General features: G+C 69.5%; 14 protein-coding genes and 1 tRNA gene. 3 read left to right on the top strand and 12 right to left on the bottom strand.

Annotated features, from left to right (window positions below):
* Positions 1 to 3: 3 nt before the first annotated feature.
* Positions 4 to 537, top strand: coding sequence for a hypothetical protein (locus M3667_RS08670; protein WP_251507328.1), 534 nt, complete (start codon positions 4 to 6; stop codon positions 535 to 537).
* A 90-nt stretch (positions 538 to 627) separates the two neighbouring features.
* On the opposite strand, the gene M3667_RS08665 is transcribed toward M3667_RS08670, so the two are convergent.
* Positions 628 to 1,440, bottom strand: coding sequence for an SDR family oxidoreductase (locus M3667_RS08665; RefSeq protein WP_251507327.1), 813 nt, complete (start codon positions 1,438 to 1,440; stop codon positions 628 to 630).
* A gap of 139 nt (positions 1,441 to 1,579) precedes the next feature.
* Here M3667_RS08665 and M3667_RS08660 point away from each other — a divergent pair, with 139 nt between their 5' ends.
* Positions 1,580 to 2,578, top strand: coding sequence for a hypothetical protein (locus M3667_RS08660; protein WP_251507326.1), 999 nt, complete (start codon positions 1,580 to 1,582; stop codon positions 2,576 to 2,578).
* 4 nt (positions 2,579 to 2,582) lie between these two features.
* On the opposite strand, the gene M3667_RS08655 is transcribed toward M3667_RS08660, so the two are convergent.
* From M3667_RS08655 to polA, 5 genes are all read right to left on the bottom strand, one after another.
* The gene (locus M3667_RS08655; RefSeq protein ID WP_251507325.1) at positions 2,583 to 3,347 is read right to left on the bottom strand and encodes an SGNH/GDSL hydrolase family protein; all 765 of its coding nucleotides are present in this window, start codon (positions 3,345 to 3,347) and stop codon (positions 2,583 to 2,585) included.
* 133 nt (positions 3,348 to 3,480) lie between these two features.
* A complete protein-coding gene (locus M3667_RS08650; protein ID WP_251507324.1) occupies positions 3,481 to 4,815 on the bottom strand; it encodes an MFS transporter in 1,335 nt (444 codons plus the stop codon).
* On the bottom strand, positions 4,812 to 5,888 hold the full coding sequence (locus M3667_RS08645; protein WP_251507323.1) for an LLM class flavin-dependent oxidoreductase: 1,077 nt from the start codon (positions 5,886 to 5,888) through the stop codon (positions 4,812 to 4,814). Before M3667_RS08645 ends, M3667_RS08650 begins: the two co-directional genes overlap by 4 nt.
* Positions 5,889 to 5,988: 100 nt before the next feature.
* Entirely contained in the window at positions 5,989 to 7,665 is a 1,677-nt protein-coding gene (locus M3667_RS08640) for a DUF885 domain-containing protein (RefSeq protein ID WP_251507322.1), read from the bottom strand.
* Positions 7,666 to 7,878: 213 nt separating this feature from the next.
* Positions 7,879 to 10,515 carry a DNA polymerase I gene (gene polA, locus M3667_RS08635; protein WP_251507321.1) on the bottom strand — a complete coding sequence of 879 codons (2,637 nt, stop codon included), beginning with the start codon at positions 10,513 to 10,515 and terminating at the stop codon, positions 7,879 to 7,881.
* A 59-nt stretch (positions 10,516 to 10,574) separates the two neighbouring features.
* Between polA and M3667_RS08630 the strand changes: the two genes are divergently transcribed.
* Positions 10,575 to 11,006: a hotdog fold thioesterase gene (locus M3667_RS08630; RefSeq protein WP_251507320.1), complete on the top strand. Its 432-nt coding sequence runs from the start codon at positions 10,575 to 10,577 to the stop codon at positions 11,004 to 11,006.
* Between the two features lie 245 nt (positions 11,007 to 11,251).
* On the opposite strand, the gene M3667_RS08625 is transcribed toward M3667_RS08630, so the two are convergent.
* The 6 genes from M3667_RS08625 to lgt all read right to left on the bottom strand — a co-directional run bounded on the left by M3667_RS08625 (position 11,252) and on the right by lgt (position 20,683).
* The gene (locus tag M3667_RS08625) at positions 11,252 to 11,872 is read right to left on the bottom strand and encodes an ANTAR domain-containing response regulator (protein WP_144833393.1); all 621 of its coding nucleotides are present in this window, start codon (positions 11,870 to 11,872) and stop codon (positions 11,252 to 11,254) included.
* 61 nt (positions 11,873 to 11,933) lie between these two features.
* Positions 11,934 to 12,014: transfer RNA gene (locus M3667_RS08620), tRNA-Leu, on the bottom strand.
* Between the two features lie 74 nt (positions 12,015 to 12,088).
* A complete protein-coding gene (gene pyk, locus M3667_RS08615; protein WP_251507319.1) occupies positions 12,089 to 13,534 on the bottom strand; it encodes a pyruvate kinase in 1,446 nt (481 codons plus the stop codon).
* Positions 13,535 to 13,589: 55 nt separating this feature from the next.
* Positions 13,590 to 15,056, bottom strand: a complete 1,467-nt coding sequence (locus M3667_RS08610; RefSeq protein WP_144833397.1) for a glutamate synthase subunit beta — start codon at positions 15,054 to 15,056, stop codon at positions 13,590 to 13,592.
* The gene (gltB, locus tag M3667_RS08605; RefSeq protein WP_251507318.1) at positions 15,049 to 19,626 is read right to left on the bottom strand and encodes a glutamate synthase large subunit; all 4,578 of its coding nucleotides are present in this window, start codon (positions 19,624 to 19,626) and stop codon (positions 15,049 to 15,051) included. Before gltB ends, M3667_RS08610 begins: the two co-directional genes overlap by 8 nt.
* Positions 19,627 to 19,678: 52 nt before the next feature.
* Positions 19,679 to 20,683 carry a prolipoprotein diacylglyceryl transferase gene (lgt, locus tag M3667_RS08600; RefSeq protein ID WP_251507317.1) on the bottom strand — a complete coding sequence of 335 codons (1,005 nt, stop codon included), beginning with the start codon at positions 20,681 to 20,683 and terminating at the stop codon, positions 19,679 to 19,681.
* Positions 20,684 to 20,686: the final 3 nt, after the last annotated feature.

Here is a 20,686-nt window from a genome sequence, read left to right as displayed (position 1 = left end):
GAGATGCAGCCTTCTCGCGTCCACATCCTGGGTGGCAGTGGTAGCGGGACGACCACGCTGGGCCATGCGCTGGCCACGCGCTGGGCGGTGCCGCACGCGGACGCGGACGACTACTTCTGGATGCCGACCACTCCCCCGTTCACGCGGAAGAGACGCGAGGCGGAGCGGGTGGAGCTGATGCGCCGGATCTTCGTAGGGCGCCCCGCGTGGGTGCTGTCGGGCTCGATGCTCGGGTGGGGAGAGTCCGTCGTCGCGGAGTGCGACGCGATCGTCTTCGTCGCGCTCGATTCCACGGAGAGGCTCCGCCGGCTCGAAGCCCGCGAGGTCGGTCGACGCGGGGGCCGCCCCCACGACGACGACGCCTGGCATGAGTTCAGGGCCTGGGCCGAGGGCTACGACGATCCCGCGTTCGACGGCCGCAGTCGCGCCCAGCATGATCGGTGGTTGGCGACGGTCGACAAGCCCGTCCTGAGACTCGACAGCCGGGCGACGGTGACGGAGCTGGTGGATGCCGTGTGCTCGTGGGAGCCGACGTGAAGCCGTCCTAGCGGCCCGTCTCTTCGACGTCGACGAGCCACTTCCTGCACACGCTCACATGCCGGTCGGCGGGCGCTGGCGCGTAGCCCGTCACTCCCTCGGTCGCACCCAGGTGCGCGTCACGTCGAGCACGCGCGAGCCGTCGAGATCGGCGAGCGAGAGCCCCGCGAAGCTGACCGCGGTGTTCGACGTCTGCCAGCGGAAACGGGGCGCGGAGGTCGTTGCAGCCTCCACGACCGTCTTCGCCGCGTCTTCCGCCGACTGCGCCGATGCGAATGAGGTCGCCGCGCGATCGAGATAGGCCTGCTGCTGCTCGGAGTAAGGGCCCGCGGGCGCACGGTGCACGGAGTCCGTGAACGACGACGCCACGGCCGCCGGCTCGACGATCGCGACATCGATGCCGAAGGGCTCGACCACGGGCGCGAGCGACTGCATGAGACCCTCGACCGCGAACTTCGCGCCGCAGTAGGCGTCGGCGAACGGCTGGCCCACCGCTCCCCCGACGCTGGTGACCGTGACGATGCGTCCGCTCCCCCGCTCGCGCATGCCGGGCAGGACGAGACGGGTCAGGCGCGCGACCGAGAGGTAGTTCGTCTCGAGCTGGTCCTGAAGGTCTTGGTCGCTGAGCTGCTCGAGGGTGCCGACCGCACCTCGCCCGGCGTTGTTGACGAGGATGTCGACGGGACCCGCCGCCTCCACGAGGGCGCGAGCCGCCTCGGCATCCGTCACATCCAGGGCCCGGATGTCGAGCTCGACACCCGCCTCGGATGCCGCGGAGCGCAAGGCATCGGCACGCGCGGTGTCGCGCACCGTGGCGATGACCGTCACCCCCTGCTGAGCGAGCTGAATGGCCGTGTGCAGGCCGATGCCGCTGGTGGTTCCGGTGACGAGCGCGAGAGTCATGTGCTCAGTCTGCTCCTCGAACCCATGGGCGCGGTGTGCGCGGGCGTTCAGGGATCGCTGCCAGAGTAAGCGAGTGGGGGACGAGAGGATGCCAGTCTTCGATCGGCGAGTCCGCCTGGTGCGGCGGTGGGTGGCGGTCGTGGCAAGTGTGACGTACCTGCTCCTGCTCACGCTGATCGCGGTCGTGTGGCCCGTTTCGCTCGACAGCGCCGGCGCGCGTGAGGTCGTGATCGGTCGGTGGACCGGGAAGGTCATCGTCACCGGCAGCATCGTGGCAGCCGTCGTGTCGCTCGCGGTGATCGTGTTCGCCGTGCCCGCGCGGAGGTGGTGGTGGTTGCTCCTGGGGCCGTTGCGGGTGATCGCGATCGCGGCGATGGCACTGGGAGGTCTTGCCGTCTCCGTGACGGACGAGCCGGTGACCCCGATCGTCGCCAACGGATGCGAGACCGGGTACGTCGCGACCGAGCGCGCCTTCCTCTTCGGAGCCTCCGGCAGCATTCGTCGTCTCGACGGCCTGATCGGAACGTCGGTCGGTCGCACCGAGGTGGACGACGGTCACACGCCGTTCGAACAAGGGTCGTACATCGCGGTCACCGACGGTGACACCCTCCGTGTCTGGAACACCTTCCAGAGCGCGACAGAGCGACTCAGCATCACCGCTGCGCCGTCGTTCGTCCTTCCACGGCTCGTGACCGATACGGACTGCGGTCTCGCAGGCGGGTTGTCCGCCGAGAAGGACACTCCGCCGCCGCCGCGTACCCCCGTCGAACCGGCCGAGGGCCCCGCCCCCTCCCCTGCTGGGGACGCGCGGGTCGAACTCGCCCGCATGGTCCAGCGGACCCTCGAGGCCGCGGGCGCGCCGGTCACGGATGCCGCCGGCGCACCGGTGTCGGCACCGCTCCCGTCCGACCTCCCGTGCGACGGAACGACCGCGTACGACCTCTCCGTCCGCACCGACGACAACGCCGTTTCGTACGCGGCGATCCTCGACGCGTGGACCGCCGAGGGCTACGCGAAGGACCGCGCGATGCAGGAGGACCTGCGGTACAACGGCGTCGTACGTCTCTCGGCCCGCGATCGCTCGAGCATCGACGGGCTGACGCACTTCTCGCTGACCGCGGACTGCCGCGTGCCCTGAGCGCTCAGCCGCCGGGGGTCAGCTCGATCCAGCCGCCGCCGAACTTCGCCTGACGGTTGTCGCCCGACGAGGTGCCGGTGAGCCGTCGGCGCACCCACGGCGCGACGTGCTCGCGGTAGTAGGCGGTGCCCTTCAGTCGCTCGATCTCGGGGATCTCGCGCAGGTGCCACCAGTCCGTCGGCGGGGTGAGACCGATCGACGAAATGACGCGCGCGGCGACGCGGTGGTGCCCGCGCGCGTTCATGTGCAGGCGGTCGACCGACCAGAACTCCCCGCCGGCGAGCTCGCAGTCGAACCAGTTGTAGGCCGTGATGACGTCGGGGCGTGAGGCGAGTCGGGCTTTGACCGCGTGCGACAGCCGGTCGCCGCGCGCCTGCACGATCCGCCCGAGCGGCAGGCCCGCCGAGGGGTTCGCGCCCGAGAGCACGATGAGCTGCACGCCTTCTTCGTCGCAACGGCGCACGACGTGGTCGAACACGTCGACGATGCGTTCGATACCCGTGCGCGGGCGCAGCATGTCGTTGCCGCCGCCGTTGAACGACAGGTGCGTGGGCTTCAACGCCAGCGCGGGTTCGAGCTGCTGGTCGACGATGGGTTTCACGAGCTTGCCGCGGATCGCCAGGTTCGCGTACTGGATCGGCTCCCCCGCGGCATCCGCCCACCCCTGCGCGGCCAGGTCGGCCCAGCCTCGCACGGTTCCGTCGGGCAATTCGTCGCCGACTCCTTCGGTGAACGAGTCGCCGATCGCGACGTAGCGCACGGATGCCATGGCTCGAGCCTACGCGGGCGCGTGGTGCTGGCCGTCGCTCGCCACACTCACTGGTTCGGGGCGCATCCCTTCGCTCGGGGCGAAGATTCTGCGCCCCCACCGGGCGATGTCCGCCCCAAACCGGGAGACAGCCCTACACCAGAGCGCGCCCGCGCTGCTCACGCAGGAACAGCGCCGCCACCACCGCCACGGCGAAGAACCCGGCGAACACGACGAAGAGCAGGGGTGCTCCCCCGATTCCCAGCAACGGTGGCACGGCCAGCGGCGCGAGGATTGACGCGATGCGACCGATGCCCGCGGCCCAGCCGGAGCCGGTCGCTCGCAGCGGCGTCGGATACGTCTCGGGGGTCGCAGCGTAGAGGGCACCCCAGGCGCCGAGGTTGAAGAACGACAGCGCCATGCCGGCGGCGATCACGGAGACCTCTCCGGATGCCGTGCCGAAGAACACCGCCGACACCGCCGACCCGGCGAGGAACACCGCGAGCGTCGGGCGACGCCCCCATGCCTCGATGAGCCACGCGGCGACCGCGTAGCCCGGCAACTGGGCGAGCGTGATGATGAGGGTGAAGCCGAACGAGCGGACGAGGTCGTAACCCTGGCTCACGAGGATCGTCGGGATCCAGATGAACGCGCCGTAGTACGAGAAGTTCACGCAGAACCACAGCACCCACAGGCTCGCCGTGCGCACCCGCAGCGCCGGGGCCCACAGGGCGCTCACTCGCGGGCGCGGAGCGGGGACGGATGCCGTGACCCCCTCGGCCGAGGGCTCGAGCGACACGCGACCGGCGGCGGCCTCGAGATCGCGCACGATCGCGACCGCTTCGGTGTTGCGGCCGCGCGAGGCCAGCCATCGGGGCGACTCGGGCAGGCCCCAGCGCACGACGAGGGCGTAGACCGCGGGGATCGCGCCGAGCGCGAACGCCCAGCGCCAGCCGTCGGCCGACGACGGGACGACGAGGTAGCCGATGAGCGCGGCGGCGGTCCAGCCGACCGCCCAGAACGCCTCGAGGAAGACGATGAGGCGCCCGCGCATGCGGGCCGGGGCGAACTCGCTCACGTAGGTCGAGGCCACGGGCAGCTCGGCACCGAGACCGAGGCCGACCACGAAGCGCAGCACCAGCAGGGCGGCGAGACCGCCCACCAGGGCGCTCGCCCCCGTCGCGACGCCGTAGATCAGCAGGGTGAGGGCGAACACGTGGCGCCGGCCGAACCGATCGGCGAGAAGGCCGCCGAGGCTCGCTCCGATCGCCATTCCCGCGAAGCCCGCCGACGCGATCCACGAGGCCTCACTCGGCGCGAGCTTCCACTGCACGCTGAGGGCGGCGATGACGAACGAGATGAGCCCGACGTCCATGGCGTCGAGGGCCCACCCCAGCCCCGACCCACCCAGGATCCGCCCGTGCCGCCGCGTGAACGGCAGAGCATCGAGGCGTTCGGACACCCGGATGGTGTCGGTGGCGATGCTCACCGGATGCCGAAGGCGCTGGCAGGCGTCTGGGCCGGGGTGTCGGCGAGCATGTCGTGAACGAGGGGCAGCACCTTCGTACCGTACAGCTCGATGCTCGACATCAGCTTGTCGTGCGAGATGGAGCCGCTGGCGAACTTGAGCTGGAAGCGCGAGTTGCCGAGGGCCCGCACGGTGGCGGCGATCTTCGTGGCGACCGTCTCGGGCGAACCGATGTACATCGATCCCTCGGGCCCGACGTCGTGCTGGAAGCGCATGCGGTTGTATTCGGGCCAGCCGCGCTCGCGTCCGATCGTGTTGTTGAGCTCGGCGACGCCTTCGAACGCCTCTTCCCAGGCCTGCTGGTCGGTCTCGGCGACGTGGCCGGGCGAGTGCACCGAGATCGGCATCTGCGGCTTTCCGAGCTCGTCGAGCGACCGGCGGTACAGGTCGGCGTAGGGGCGGAACCGCGCGGCCGATCCGCCGATGATCGCAAGGACGAGACCGTAGCCGTAGCGCGCCGTGCGCACGACCGACTCCGGAGAGCCGCCGACGCCGACCCACGCCGTCAGCCCGTTCTCGGTCTTGGGGTACACGTCGGCATCCTGCAGCGCGGCGCGCGTGCGGCCCGACCAGGTGACGGGCTTCTCGTCGCGCAGCAGCGAGAACAGCTCGAGCTTCTCTTCGAACAGCTGCTCGTAGTCGGCGAGGTCGTAACCGAACAGCGGGAACGACTCGATGAACGAGCCGCGCCCGAGGATGACCTCGGCCCGGCCGTTCGAGAGGGCATCGAGCGTCGCGAACCGCTCGTACACGCGTACCGGGTCGTCGCTCGAGAGCACCGTCACGGCGCTGCCGAGGTGGATGTTCTCGGTGCGGGCGGCCGCGGCGGCCAGCACCATTTCGGGGCTCGTGACGGCGAAGTCCTTGCGGTGGTGCTCCCCCACGCCGAAGAACGACAGCCCGACCTGGTCGGCCAGCACCGCCTGTTCCACGACGTTGCGGATGGTCTGAGCGTCGGACTGCAGCGACCCGTCGGGGCCGCGCGAAATGTCTCCGAAGGTGTCGAGGCCGAGCTCGAGGGGGCGAACGTCCATGAGGTCTCCTTGCATTCGGATGAATGAACTTTACGCGGGCGCCGGGTATTCCCCGAAACCGGCGAGGGGCGCGCCACCGTGGTGACGCCCCTCGAGGAGATCAGGCGGAGGCCAGAGCCGCGCGCAGCGTGTCGAGCCCCACGCCGCCGATGTCGAGCGCGCGCGTGTGGAACTGCTTCATCGAGAAGTCGGCGCCGCGGCGCTCCTGCTCCTCGTCGCGCACCTGCTCCCAGATGCGCTGGCCCACCTTGTACGACGGTGCCTGTCCGGGCCAGCCGAGGTAGCGGTTGACCTCGAAGCGCACGAACTCCTCGCTCATGTTGACGTTCTTCAGCATGAACGCGAGCGCGTAGTCGTGGTCCCACGTGCCGGTGCCGTCGAGGCGGGGCTTCTGCAGGTGCACGCCGATGTCGAGCACCACACGCGCGGCGCGCATGCGCTGGCCGTCGAGCATACCCAGGCGGTCGGCGGGGTCGTCGAGGTAGCCGAGCTGCTCCATCAGGCGCTCCGCGTAGAGCGCCCAGCCTTCGGCGTGCCCGCTCGTGCCGGCCAGCAGCCGGCGCCACGAGTTGAGCTCGGCGCGGTTGTGCACGGCCTGCGCGATCTGCAGGTGGTGGCCCGGAACGCCCTCGTGGTAGACCGTGGTCAGCTCGCGCCAGGTGTCGAACGTGTCGACGCCCTCGGGCACCGACCACCACATGCGGCCCGGGCGCGAGAAGTCGTCGGTGGGGCCGGTGTAGTAGATGCCGCCCTCGTTGGTCGGGGCGATCATGCACTCGAGGTGGCGGATCGGCTCGGCGATGTCGAAGTGCGTGCGACCGAGCTCCTCGACGGCTTTGTCGCTCGTGCGCTGCATCCACTCCTGCAGGGCCTTGGTGCCGCGGAGCTTGCGCGACTCGTCCTGCTCGAGGAACGCCACGGCCTCCTCCACGGTGGAGCCCGGCAGGATCTCGTTCGCGATGGCCTCCTGCTCGGCGACCATGCGGGCGAGCTCTTGAACACCCCACTCGTACGTCTCGTCGAGGTCGACCTCCGCGCCGAGGAAGTGCCGCGACTGCAGGGCGTACACCTCACGACCCACGGCATCGACCTCACCCGCGGCCGGTGCGAGCTCCTTCGACAGGAACGCCGCGAGACCGTCGTAGGCCACCCGCGCCGCGTTGGAGTTCTCGGCGAGGTCGCGCGCGAGCGAGGCCGGCAGCTGCCCCTCTTCGGGGGCGGCGTCCCCGACGAATTCGGCGAAGAAGCCCGTGTCGGAGGTGTAGCGAGCGATCTGGGTCACGACCTCGCTCACCTGGCGACGCGCGGGAACGACGCCCTCGGCGATGCCCTGGCGCAGCGTCGCGACGTACCCGTCGATGGCCGCCGGCAACGCCCTCATGCGGTCGGAGATGGTCGACCAGTCGTCGACCGTCGCGGTGGGCATGAGGTCGAAGGTCGAGCGGATGTCCTGCGCGGGCGAGGCGATGACGTTCAGGTCGCGCAGGTGGGTCTTGGCCTCGTGCTGCTCGATCATGAGGTCGAGCTCGCGCACGAGGTCCATCTTGGTGACGGTGTCGATCGCGTCGGTCGCCTCGGCCGTCTCGAGCGCGGACTTCGTCGAGCGCGCCTCCGACACGAGGGCCTCCGCGCCCGCGGGGCTGTAGTCGCCGAAGCGACCGTTGTGCTCGAAGCGGCCGATGTAGGTCGCGAGCGTCGGGTCCTTCTCCGCCAGGGTGTCGACCCACGCGTCCGCGATCGTGTCGATCGGCGTGGGGGTGCGTTGTGCGTCAGTCATCTTCCGAGCCTAGGGAAGGCGCGGCGCCCGCGCACACCCCCGGGGATGGTTCCGGATGCCGGCGTTCGCCCCCGCCGCGCGCGTGGGTCACGTCGCGGTGGGTGATTCCTGATGCTGTGCCCCGGTTCGACCGCGCGCGGCGAGGACCCGCGTCGCCACCGGTTCCGGATGCCACACGCCGGGCTCGGTGGCGGGGCGCGGCGACCTCAGGGGCTAGTGCCCGGCCTCGTCCCAATCGCCGCCGCGGCCGATCTGCACGTCGAGCGGAACCGACAGATCGGCGGCGTCGGCCATGCGCGCGCGCACGATCTTCTCGACGTCGTCCCACTCCCCCGCGGCCACCTCGACCACGAGTTCGTCGTGGATCTGCAGCAGCACGCGCGAGCGCAGGTCGGCGTCGGCGAGATCGCGCTGGATGTGGAACAGCGCGACCTTCATGATGTCGGCGGCGCTGCCCTGGATGGGCGCGTTGAGCGCGGCGCGCTCGGCGTTCTCGCGCAGCACGCGATTCATGCTCGTGAGGTCGGGGAACGGCCGGCGTCGACCGAAGATCGTCTCGGTGTAGCCGTCTTGGCGGGCCTGCTCGACCGACCCGCGCAGGTAGTCGCGCACGGCGCCGAAGCGGGCGAAATACTCGAGCATGAGCTTCTTGGCCTCGGACTGCTCGATGCGCAGCTGCTTCGACAGGCCGAACGCCGACAGGCCGTAGACCAGGCCGTACGACATTGCCTTGACCTTCGTGCGCATGGCCGGGGTGACCTCGGCCGGCTCGACGCCGAAGACGCGCGCGCCGACGAAGCGGTGCAGGTCTTCGCCCGAGTTGAAGGCCTCGATGAGCCCCGGGTCGCCCGAGAGGTGCGCCATGATGCGCATCTCGATCTGCGAGTAGTCGGCGGTCAGGAGCGTCTCGTAGCCCTCGCCCACGACGAACGCCGCGCGGATGCGACGGCTCTCTTCGGTGCGGATCGGGATGTTCTGCAGGTTCGGGTCGGTGCTCGACAGGCGCCCGGTCTGACTGCCGGTCTGCACGTAGGTGGTGTGGATGCGACCGTCGGCACCCGTGGCCGTGTCGAGCGCGTCGATGATCTGCTTCAGCTTCGTCGCCTCGCGGTGGCGCAGCAGCAGGTCGAGGAACGGGTGCGGCGCGCTCTCTTGCAGGTCGGCGAGGGCCGCGGCATCCGTCGTGTATCCGCTCTTGGTCTTGCGGGTCTTCGGCAGCTGCAGCTCGTCGAACAGCACCTCTTGCAGCTGCTTCGGAGAACCGAGGTTGACCTCGTGACCGATCGCGGCGTAGGCGTCGCGCGCGAGCGCATCGGCGCGGGCGCCGAGCTCGGTCGAGAAGCTCGACAGCTTCTCGTGCGACACCGCGACACCCGCGAGCTCCATGTCGGCGAGGGCGGTGAGCGTGGGCAGTTCGATGTCGTCGAGCACGCTCGCGACCGTCTCGGGCATGTCGGCGCGCTGCGCCTCGGCGACGCGGCGCGTGAACCACGACAGCTGGCTCGGGGTCGCACCCTCGGTCTCGGGAACCAACTGCGTCGGGTCGGCGACCGGCAGCTTCTCGTCGAGCATGCGCTCCACGAGGTCGCCGAGCGTCTTGTCGGGGAAGCTCGGGCGCACGAGCCACCCGGCGAGGATCACGTCGAACGCCACGCCGGCCACCGTCACGCCCTCGCGGGCGAGCGCCTTGATCTGGGGCTTCGCGTCGGCGAAGACCTTGGGGGCGTCGGATGCCAGCCACTCGGCCAGCGCGTCGCGCACCGCCGGCGTCCACTCGGCCTCGACCGCGGCGTCGGCCGAGGCGAGTCCGATCGCGGTGGGCGCGCCGCCGGCCAGCGTCACGGTGACCCCGACCTCGCCGGTTGCCGCTGCGGCCCACGCCGCGAGGGCGGCGGCATCGAGCTGCGAGGGCGTCGGGGCGGTCGCGGTGGGGCGCTGCTCTTCGACGATGCCCGCGTCGCCGCCGAGCGCGTCGAACACGCGCGGCAGGAGGGTGCGGAACTCGAGGCGAGCGAAGATGTCGCGGACGGCCTGGGCGTCGAGCGGGTGCATCTTCAGCTCGCCGGGACCGACGGGGAGCTCGACGTCGCGCAGCAGGCGGTTGAGCGAACGGTTGCGGCGCACGCCGTCGATGTGCTCGCGCAGGTTGTTGCCCACCACGCCGGTGATCTTGTCGGCGTTCTCGAGCAGGGCATCGAGCGAGCCCCACTGGGTCAGCCACTTCACGGCGGTCTTCTCGCCGACCTTGGGCACACCCGGCAGGTTGTCGCTCGTCTCGCCGACGAGGGCGGCGATCTCGGGATACTGCGCGGGCGGCAGGCCGTACTTCTCGATGACGGCCTCGGTGTCGTAGCGCTTGAGCTGCGAGACACCCTGCACGTTGGGGTACAGCAGCGTGACGTCGTCGGTCACGAGTTGGATCGTGTCGCGGTCGCCCGAGCACACCAGCACCGTGAAGCCCTGCTCCTCGCCCTGGGTGGCGAGGGTGGCGAGGATGTCGTCGGCCTCGAAGTCTTCTTTCGTCAGCACCGGCACGCCCATCGCGCGCAGGCAGTCCTGCAGCAGCGGGATCTGCCCCTTGAACTCCGCGGGCGACTCGCTGCGGTTCGCTTTGTACTCGGCGTACTCGCGCGTGCGGAACGACTGCCGCGACGTGTCGAACGCCACGGCGAGGTGCGTGGGCTTCTCGGCCTTGACGAGGTTCACGAACATCGACAGGAACCCGTAGATGCCGTTGGTGTGCTGGCCGTCCTTCGTCGAAAAGTTGTCGACCGGCAACGCGTAGAACGCCCGATAGGCCAGCGAGTGGCCGTCGACGACGAGGAGAGTAGGCTTTTCGGCATCCGTCACCCCTCCAGCGTAACGAGAACCACGGACACTCCCCCGGCCCGGCCCGATCGAAGGCGATGATGACCTCCACGACCCCTGACACGTCCGCCGGCCTCGACTGGGCGAAGCAGCGCGGAATGGGCGCCCTCGCCGAGAAGATGGGCATCGAGTGGGTCGAGTTCACCGTCGACCGCTGCGTCGCCACCATGCCCGTCGAGGGCAACACCCAGCCCGTCGGCCTGCTGCACGGCGGGGCCTATGTGGTGCTCGGCGAGTCGCTCGGTTCGATGGCCGCGAACCTCTTCGCCGGTTCGGGGCGTCTCGCTGTCGGCATCGACATCAACGCCACGCACACCCGCTCGGCCACCTCGGGCATCGTCACGGGCGTGTGCACCCCGATCCACCTCGGTCGCTCGCTCACCGTGCACGAGATCGCGGTGTCCGATGAACAGGGTCGCCGATGCTCGACGATCCGCATCACGAACCTCATCAAGGACGCCCCCGCGCGCTGACCGCGGGTGGAGGTCCCTGAGCTCGTCGAAGGGTCCGGGCCCTGCGTGCGACCGAGGGCTTCGACGGGCTCAGCCACCTGTGCCGCGCGGGTTCTGCGTGTGTCCGGTGGCTTCGACGGGCTCAGCCACCTGTGCCGCGAGGGTCTTGCGTGCGACCGGTGGCTTCGACGGGCTCAGCCACCTGTGCGCCGGAAACGACGAATGGATGCCACCGAAGTGGCATCCATTCCGTGTCGCAGAGAGCGTCAGGCCTTCTTGGGGGCCAGCTGCTCGATGATCGCCTTGGCGACGTCCTGCATGGTGAGGCGGCGGTCCATCGACGCCTTCTGGATCCAGCGGAAGGCCTCGGGCTCGCTCAGGCCCATCTTCTCGTTGAGCAGGCCCTTGGCCCGGTCGACGAGCTTGCGGGTCTCGAAGCGCTCGACCATGTCGGCGACCTCGGCCTCGAGCGTGATGATCTGCTCGTAGCGAGCCAGCGCGATCTCGATCGCCGGGAGCAGGTCGTTCGGCGTGAAGGGCTTGACCACGTAGGCCAGGGCGCCGGCCTCGCTCGCGCGCTCGACCAGCTCTTTCTGGCTGAACGCGGTGAGCAGCACCACGGGGGCGATGTGGTTCTTGCTGAGCTTCTCGGCGGCGCTGATGCCGTCGAGCTGCGGCATCTTGACGTCCATGATGACGAGGTCGGGGCGCAGCTCGGTGGCCAGCTGGACGGCGGTCTCGCCGTCGCCCGCTTCGCCCACGACGTCGTACCCGTTGTCGCGGAGGATCTCGACGATGTCGAGGCGGATGAGCGACTCGTCTTCCGCGACGACGACGCGGCGGGGTGCGGTCGGGGCGGTAGCCGGAGCGGCTTCTTGATCAGTCACGGGACCATCCTAGAACGACGAATACGGACAACCCCGGTCTCGACCGGGATGTGGGAAAGCGTGCCGGTGGTGGGACTCGAACCCACACGTCTTGCGACAAAGCATTTTGAGTGCTCCGCGTCTGCCATTCCGCCACACCGGCAGGTGTTGCGTTCCCAACTTACCGGGGGGAACGCGACGACGCGCGCCGGAGAACCGGCGCGCGTCGTCGGAGGGTCAGACCTCCTGGTAACCGGGAGCCGCACCGTGCACGGCATCGCCCACGCGGTGCACGCGCAGGTCGTTGGTCGAGCCGGCGATTCCGGGAGGGGAACCCGAGATCACGACCACCTTGTCGCCGACCTTGGCCAGGTCGTGCGAGAGCAGGTAGTCGTCGACCTGCAGGAACATCTTGTCGGTGTGCGACACGTGCTCGACCAGAGTCGAGCGCACGCCCCACGTCAGCGCCAGGCGGCGGCGGATGCCGGGCTCGGGCGTGAACGCGATCATGGGGATCGTCGAGCGCAGGCGCGACATGCGACGGGCCGAGTCGCCCGACTCGGTGAAGACGCAGAGGTACTTGGCCTCGACGAAGTCGGCGACCTCGACGGCGGCGAGGGTGATGGCGCCACCCTGCGTGCGGGGCTTGTTTGTCAAGGGCGCGATGCGCTCCAGGCCGTGCTCCTCGGTCGACTCGACGATGCGGGCCATCGTCTCGACGACGACGACCGGGTAGTCGCCGACGCTGGTCTCGCCCGAGAGCATCACGGCATCCGCGCCATCGAGCACGGCGTTGGCGACGTCGCTGGTCTCGGCGCGCGTGGGCACCGGGCTGTTGATCATCGACTCGAGCATCTGCGTCGCCACGATGACGGGCTTGGCCATGCGACGGGCGAGCTCGACCGCGCGCTTCTGCACGATCGGCACGGCTTCCAGCGGCAGCTCGACGCCGAGGTCGCCGCGGGCGACCATGATGCCGTCGAAAGCGTCGATGATCTCTTCGAGGTTGTCGACCGCCTGCGGCTTCTCGATCTTCGCGATGACGGGCACGTATCGCCCCTCTTCGGCCATGATCTCGTGCACGCGCTCGATGTCTTTCGCATCACGCACGAACGACAGCGCGATGAGGTCGGCACCGGCGTTCAGGCCCCAGCGGAGGTCGGCTTCGTCCTTCTCGCTCAGCGCGGGGACGTTGACGGCGACGCCGGGCAGGTTGATGCCCTTGTTGTTCGAGACCGGACCGCCCACGACGACGCGGGTGGTGACGACGGTGCCGTCGGTCTCGACGACCTCGACGCGCACCTTTCCGTCGTCGATCAGCAGGAAGTCGCCGGGGCGGACGTCCTGGGGCAGACCCTTGAAGGTCGTGCCGACGATCTCTTTGGTGCCGAGGATGTCTTCGATGGTGATCTTGAAGATGTCGCCGGGCAGCAGGTCGTGGGGACCGTTCTCGAACTTGCCGAGGCGGATCTTCGGTCCCTGCAGGTCGACGAGGGCGGCGACCGGGCGACCGGCGTCCTCCGCGGCCTTCCGCACGTTGGCGAAGTTGGCGTCGTGCACGGAGTAATCTCCGTGGCTCAAGTTGAGGCGGGCGACGTCCACCCCGGCGTCGATGATGGCGCGAACCATCTCATACGACGACGTGGCGGGCCCGAGTGTTGCGACGATCTTGGCGCGTCTCATCCGTTTTCAAGCTCCGTGAGGATTTTCGGGAAGTGGCCGATCGGCCCTTGCCAGCTTAGGCGGGCAGGAGGCCGATGGCGACATCGGTCGGGCGCACCGGTGCGGGCAGCACCGTTTCGCCCATGAGGAACGTGTCGACCTCCGCGGCCGCGGCGCGACCCTCGGCGATGGCCCACACGATGAGGGACTGACCGCGACCCGCGTCGCCGGCCACGAACACTCCGGGCGTCGTGGTGGCGTACGTCGCGTCGCGCTCGAGGTTGCCGCGGTTCGTGAACTGCGTGCCGAGCTGCTGCTCGAGCGCTTCGCGCTCGGGGCCGGTGAAGCCCATCGCGATCAGCACGAGGTCGGCGGGGATCTCGCGCTCGGTGCCGCTCTTGGGCACACGACGACCGTCGAGGTACTCGGTCTCGGCGACGCGCAGTGCGCGCACCTCGCCCGCGGCGTTGCCGAGGAACTCCACGGTGGAGGCGAGGAACGTGCGCTCCCCGCCCTCTTCGTGAGCGGATGCCATCTCGAACAGGTTCGGCATCATCGGCCACGGCTGCTCGGCCGGGCGCTCCGAGGGGGGCTGCTTGCCGATCGCGAGGTTGGTCACGCTCAGCGCGCCCTGACGGTGCGCGGTGCCGATGCAGTCGGCGCCGGTGTCGCCGCCGCCGATGACGACGACGTGCTTGCCCTCGGCGGTGATCTGGTGCGGCACCTGGTCGCCCGCGACGGCCTTGTTGCCCTCGATGAGGTACTCCATCGCGTAGTGCACACCGTCGAGGTCGCGGCCCGGGATCGCGAGGTCGCGCGGCACCGTGGAGCCGGTGGCCACCACGACCGCGTCGTAGCGCGCGCGCAGGTCGCTCCACGAGATGTCCTTGCCGATCTCGACGCCCGCGCGGAAACGCGTGCCCTCGGCCTGCATCTGGCGCAGGCGCAGCTCGAGGTGGCGCTTCTCCATCTTGAAGTCGGGGATGCCGTAGCGCAGCAGACCGCCGATGCGGTCGTCGCGCTCGAACACGGCGACCGTGTGCCCGGCGCGCGTGAGCTGCTGGGCGGCGGCGAGTCCGGCGGGGCCGGAGCCCACGACGGCGACCGTCTTGCCGGTCAGGCGCTCGGGCGGCTCGGGCTCGACCCAGCCGTTGCCGAACGCCTCGTCGATGATCGAGACCTCGACCTGCTTGATCGTGACGGCCGGCTGGTTGATGCCGAGCACGCATGAGCTCTCGCAGGGCGCGGGGCACAGGCGACCGGTGAACTCCGGGAAGTTGTTGGTCGCGTGCAGACGCTCGATGGCCGCGCGACCCTCGCCGCGCCACGTGAGGTCGTTCCACTCGGGGATCAGGTTCCCGAGCGGGCAGCCCTTGTGGCAGAACGGGATGCCGCAGTCCATGCAGCGACCGGCCTGGCGCTTGATGACGGCCGAATCACCCGGCTCGTACACCTCTTTCCAGTCCATGATGCGGACCGGAACGGGACGACGCTTCGGAAGCTCGCGCTCCGTGGTCTTGAGAAAACCTTTCGGGTCAGCCACCCGTCACCTCCAGAATGCGCTTCCAGACGACGTCGCCGTCGGGGTCGAGCCCCTCCGACACCGCCTCCTGGCGGGTCTGCAGCACGGCGGCGTAGTCGCGCGGCAGCACCCGGACGAAGTTGTCCACCTCGGTCTCGAAGTCGTCGAGCAGACGACGCGCGAGGGTGGAATCGGTCTCCGCGACGTGCTTTTCGAGCAGGTCGCGCAGGATCTCGGCATCCCCTGCTCCGAGGGGACCGAGTTCGAGCTCACCGGATGCCATGGCCTCGCGGTTCACGAGGTCGCGGTCGAGCCTGTAGACGTAGGCCTGGCCGCCCGACATGCCGGCACCCAGGTTGCGGCCCGTGGCGCCGAGGATCACGGCGAGACCACCGGTCATGTACTCGAGCGCGTGGTCGCCCACGCCCTCGACGACCGCGGTCGCACCCGAGTTGCGCACGAGGAAGCGCTCACCCACGACGCCGTTGAGGAACATCTGCCCCTGCGTGGCGCCGTAGCCGATGACGTTTCCGGCGATGACGTTCTCGGACGCGGCGAAGGTCGAACCGCGCGGCGGGCGCACGACGATCGTGCCACCCGAGAGGCCCTTGCCGACGTAGTCGTTCGAGTCGCCCTCGAGGCGCAGCGTGATCCCGGCGGGCATGAACGCGCCGAACGACTGCCCGGCCGAACCGGTCAGGCGCACGTCGATCGTGTTCTCGGGCAGTCCGTGCTCGCCCCGCGCCTTGGTGACGTGGTGGCCGAGCATGGTTCCGACCGCGCGAGCGGTGTTGCGGATCGGCAGGTCGATCGTGAGCTGACCGCCGTGAGCGATGACGTCCTGCGCGCGCTCGATGAGCTGCACGTCGAAGTGCTCCTCGAGTTCGTGGTCCTGGTCGCGCGCGTGGCGACGCGGCTCGTCGTCGGCGAAGCGGGGTCCTTCGAGGATGGGCGCGAGGTTGAGGCCGCGCGCCTTCCAGTGCTGGATCGCTTCGTTGGCATCCAGGAGCTCCGAACGGCCGACGATCTCGTCGATCGAGCGGTAGCCCAGGGCGGCGAGGTACTCGCGCACCTCCTGGGCGATGAACTCCATGAAGTTGATGACGTACTCGGCCTTGCCGGTGAAGCGCTCGCGCAGCACGGGGTTCTGCGTCGCGACGCCCACGGGGCAGGTGTCGAGGTGGCACACGCGCATCATGATGCAGCCCGAGACCACGAGCGGGGCGGTGGCGAAGCCGAACTCCTCGGCGCCGAGCAGGGCGCCGATGATGACGTCGCGACCGGTCTTCATCTGACCGTCGACCTGCACCACGACGCGGTCGCGCATGCCGTTGAGCATGAGCGTCTGCTGCGTCTCGGCCAGGCCCAGCTCCCACGGGGTGCCGGCGTGCTTGAGCGAGTTCATGGGGCTTGCGCCCGTGCCGCCGTCTTGACCGGAAACCAGGATGACGTCGCTCAGCGCCTTGGCGACACCCGCCGCGACCGCACCGATCCCCGACTGGCTGACCAGCTTGGTGTGGATGCGGGCCGAGGGGTTGGCGCGCTTGAGGTCGAAGATGAGCTGCTTGAGGTCTTCGATCGAGTAGATGTCGTGGTGCGGCGGGGGCGAGATGAGCCCGACGCCCGCGGTCGCGTGACGCGTGCGCGCCACCCACGGGTACACCTTGGTCGGCGGCAGCTGACCGCCCTCGCCGGGCTTGGCGCCCTGCGCGAGCTTGATCTGGATGTCGTCGGCCTTCGTCAGGTAGAGGCTCGTCACCCCGAAGCGACCGGATGCCACCTGCTTGATGGCACTACGACGCTCGGGGTCGAGCAGACGGTCGACGTCTTCTCCGCCCTCACCGGTGTTCGACTTGCCGCCGATGCGGTTCATCGCGACGGCGAGCACCTCGTGCGCCTCTTTCGAGATCGAGCCGTAGCTCATCGCACCGGTGGAGAAGCGCTTGACGATCGCCGAGACGGGCTCGACCTCGTCGATCGGCACAGCCGGACGCAGGCCCGTGCGCAGGCCGAACAGACCACGCAGCGTCTTCAGCTCGTGCGCCTGGTCGTCGATCAGGTTCGTGTACTCGCGGAAGATGTCGTACCGGCGCTCGCGCGTGGCGTGCTGCAGACGGAACACCGTGTCGGGGTTGAACAGGTGCGGTGCCCCGTCGCGGCGCCACTGGTACTCGCCACCGGTCCACAGGCGCTCGTGCGCACGGGCCGCCGCGTCCTGCGGGTAGGCGTACTCGTGGCGCGCGGCGTTCTCGGCCGCGATGACGTCGAGTCCGACGCCGCCGAGCTTGGTCTCGGTGCCGGTGAAGTACGCGTCGACGAAGTCGCGCGAGAGGCCCACGGCCTCGAACACCTGGGCGCCGGCGTACGACGACACCGTCGAGATGCCCATCTTCGACATGATCTTCAGCACGCCCTTGCCGAGCGCGTAGATCAGATTCTTGACGGCCTTCTCGGGCGTGATGTCGGTGATGAAGCCCGCGCGCACCAGGTATTCGACGGTCTCCATCGCCAGGTACGGGTTGACCGCCGAGGCGCCGTAGCCGATGAGGGTGGCCACGTGGTGCACCTCGCGCACATCCCCGGCCTCGACCACGAGACCGACCTTCATGCGGGTCTCTTTGCGGATCAGGTGGTGGTGCACGGCCGCGAGCATGAGCAGCGACGGGATCGGCGCCAGGTCTTTGTTGGAGTCGCGGTCGCTGAGCACGATGAACTCGGCGCCGTCCTCGATGGCCTGGTCGACCTCGGTGCACATCTGCGTCAGGCGCTTCTGCAGACCCTTGTGCCCGGCCTCGACGCGGTACAGACCGCGGATCGTCACCGACGACCGGCCCGGCAGGGCGGTGTCGATGTGCTGGATCTTCGCGAGCTCGTCGTTGTCGATCACAGGGAAGTCGAGGGTCACCGTGCGCGTGTGGTCGGGTCCCCACGCCAGCAGGTTGCGCTCGGGGCCGAGACCCAGCGAGAGAGACGTGACGACCTCTTCGCGGATCGAGTCGAGCGGCGGGTTGGTGACCTGCGCGAACTGCTGCGAGAAGTAGTCGAACAGCAGACGCGGGCGGTCGCTGAGCACCGCGACGGGTGCGTCGCTGCCCATGGCGCCGAGCGGCTCGGTGCCGCCCTGACCCATCGGGGTCAGCAGCATGCGCACCTCCTCTTCGGTGTAGCCGAAGGTGCGCTGGCGGCGCGTGATCGAGGCGATGGGGTGCACGATGTGCTCGCGCTCGGGCAGCTCGCTGAGCTTGACGCGGCCCTTGCTGACCCACTCGCCCCAGGGCTGCGAGGCGGCGAGGTCGGCCTTGATCTCCTCGTCTTCGACGATGCGGCGCTGGGCCGTGTCGACGAGGAACATGCGGCCCGGCTGCAGGCGGCCGCGGCGCTTGATGCGCTCGGGCGCGAAGTCGAGCACGCCGGTCTCGGAGCCGATGACCACGAGGCCGTCGGTCGTCTCTGTCCAGCGGCCCGGGCGCAGCCCGTTGCGGTCGAGGGTGGCGCCCACGAGCGTGCCGTCGGTGAAGATCAGCGCGGCGGGGCCGTCCCACGGCTCCATCTGCATGGAGTGGTAGTCGTAGAAGGCGCGCAGGTCGGGGTCGATCGTGGCCTGCTTCTCGTAGGCCTCGGGCACCATCATCATCACCGCGTGCGGCAGGCTGCGACCGGTGAGGGTCAGCAGCTCGAGCACCTCGTCGAACGACGCCGAGTCGCTCGCGCCCTCGGTGCAGATGGGCAGCAGGGGGCGAACGTCGCCGATGAGCTCGGACTCGAGCTGCGACTGACGCGCCCGCATCCAGTTGCGGTTGCCCTTGACGGTGTTGATCTCGCCGTTGTGCGCGAGCATGCGCAGCGGCTGCGCGAGCGGCCACGACGGGAACGTGTTCGTGGAGTAGCGCGAGTGCACGACCGCGAGCTCCGAGGCGAAGCGCTCGTCGGAGAGGTCGGGGTAGAACGGCTCGAGCTGCAGCGTGGTGACCATGCCCTTGTAGCCGAGCGTGCGGCTCGACAGCGACACGAAGTACGCCTCGAGCTCGTGACGCGCGCGCTTGCGCAGGCGGTAGACGCGGCGGTCGAGCGCGATGCCCGAGAGCGCCGTCTCGTCGCCCGTGGCCGGACGCGAGACGAACAGCTGCTCGAACGCGGGCCGCGCCTCGAAGGCGAGCTTGCCGAGGTGCTCCGTGTCGACGGGCACCTCGCGCCAGCCGAGCACCTCGAGGTTCTCGTGACGCGCGAGCTCCTCGATGCCCGACTTCATGGCCTGACGCTCGTCGTGGCCGAGCGGCAGGAAGATCATGCCCGCGGCGTACTCCCCCACCGGCGGCAGATCGAAGTCGACGACCTCGCGCAGGAACGCGTCGGGCATCTGGGTCAGGATGCCGGCACCGTCACCCGTGCCCGCGTCGGAGCCGATGGCGCCACGGTGCTCGAGGTTGCGCAGCGCCGTCAGCGCCAGGTCGATGATGTCGTGACCGGCTTCGCCGCGGAGAGTGGCGACCATGGCGAGGCCACAGGCGTCTTTCTCGAACGACGGGTCGTACATTCCCTGTCGGGCGGGGAATGTGCCTCCGACGGTGTCGGAGCGCAGGCTGGAAGCCATATCAACCGTCCTCACGTTGATGCTTCGAATGGGACGACGTCGGCCCAGAGTGTTAGTTCGTGGCGGGGCTGCTTGTGGCGCTGGTGCCGACGGTGTCGCTCGTCGCGGGCGGCTCGCTCACGTCGACGAAGTCAGAGGGGTCGCCTGAGTCTACAGCCCCCGGAGCCTTCGACTCGCGCCCGGGCGCGTAGGGCGAGGGCTCGAGACCGAGGTGGCGGCGCGACTGCACGATGAAGATGACGATGCCGAGGATCGCGCCGAAGATGGCGGCCCACACGTTCGTGCGCAGCCCCAGGATGATGTCGCTCGGGTCGACGCGGATCGACTCCCACACGATGCGGCCGGCGGAGTACCAGACCAGGTAGATCGCGAACTGCTTGCCCCACTGCAGGGTGAAGCGCTTGCCGACGGAGAGGATGACCGCGGCGCCCAGCAGGTTCCAGATGACCTCGTAGGCGAAGGTGGGGTGGAACAAGGTGCCGGCGGGCAGGCCGACCGGGATGGCCGGGTTGCCGGAGTCGATCTGCAGACCCCAGGGCAGGTCGGTGGGCTGGCCGAAGAGCTCCTGGTTGAACCAGTTGCCGAAGCGACCCATGGCCTGGGCGATGATGAGGCCCGGCGCGAGCGCGTCGGCGAAGGTCCAGAAGCGGATGCCGGTCCACTTGCACCCGAGGAAGGCGCCGATCGCGCCGCCGATGAGGGCGCCGTAGATGGCGATGCCGCCCTCCCAGATGGCCCACACCGATCCGGGCTGCGTGATGTTCCACGGGTTGGAGCCGGGGCCGAAGTAGAAGCCCGCGTGCGTGGCCACGTGGTAGATGCGCGCCGCGACGATCGCGAGGGGCACCGCCAGCAGGCAGATGTCGATGACGACCCACTTCTCGGCGCCGCGACGCGTCAGACGGGCGTTCGTGAGGAACACCGCGACGATGATGCCCGCGACGATGCACAGGGCATAGAAGTGGATGCGGAGCGGACCGAGATCGACGTAGGAGATCGTCGGGCTCGGGATGCTGGCGAGCACGCCGGAGGCGGCGCTCGAGAGGGCGAACGTCATGCA

Origin of the sequence: Microbacterium sp. P26 (assembly GCF_023712585.1) — a bacterium.
GTDB classification, from domain to species: Bacteria; Actinomycetota; Actinomycetes; order Actinomycetales; family Microbacteriaceae; genus Microbacterium; species Microbacterium algihabitans_A.
The sequence above is the reverse complement of the archived record's forward strand: the minus strand, read 5'-3'. Positions and strand labels throughout refer to the sequence as shown.

Excerpts from the sequence above, each read along its gene's own strand:
- M3667_RS08670 (WP_251507328.1), top strand. The coding sequence starts at position 4 with ATGCAGCCTTCTCGCGTCCACATCCTGGGTGGCAGTGGTAGCGGGACG.
- M3667_RS08665 (WP_251507327.1), bottom strand. The coding sequence starts at position 1,440 with ATGACTCTCGCGCTCGTCACCGGAACCACCAGCGGCATCGGCCTGCAC.
- M3667_RS08655 (WP_251507325.1), bottom strand. The coding sequence starts at position 3,347 with ATGGCATCCGTGCGCTACGTCGCGATCGGCGACTCGTTCACCGAAGGA.
- M3667_RS08645 (WP_251507323.1), bottom strand. The coding sequence starts at position 5,888 with ATGGACGTTCGCCCCCTCGAGCTCGGCCTCGACACCTTCGGAGACATT.
- M3667_RS08640 (WP_251507322.1), bottom strand. The coding sequence starts at position 7,665 with ATGACTGACGCACAACGCACCCCCACGCCGATCGACACGATCGCGGAC.
- M3667_RS08630 (WP_251507320.1), top strand. The coding sequence starts at position 10,575 with ATGACCTCCACGACCCCTGACACGTCCGCCGGCCTCGACTGGGCGAAG.
- pyk (WP_251507319.1), bottom strand. The coding sequence starts at position 13,534 with ATGAGACGCGCCAAGATCGTCGCAACACTCGGGCCCGCCACGTCGTCG.
- gltB (WP_251507318.1), bottom strand. The coding sequence starts at position 19,626 with ATGGCTTCCAGCCTGCGCTCCGACACCGTCGGAGGCACATTCCCCGCC.
- lgt (WP_251507317.1), bottom strand. The coding sequence starts at position 20,683 with ATGACGTTCGCCCTCTCGAGCGCCGCCTCCGGCGTGCTCGCCAGCATC.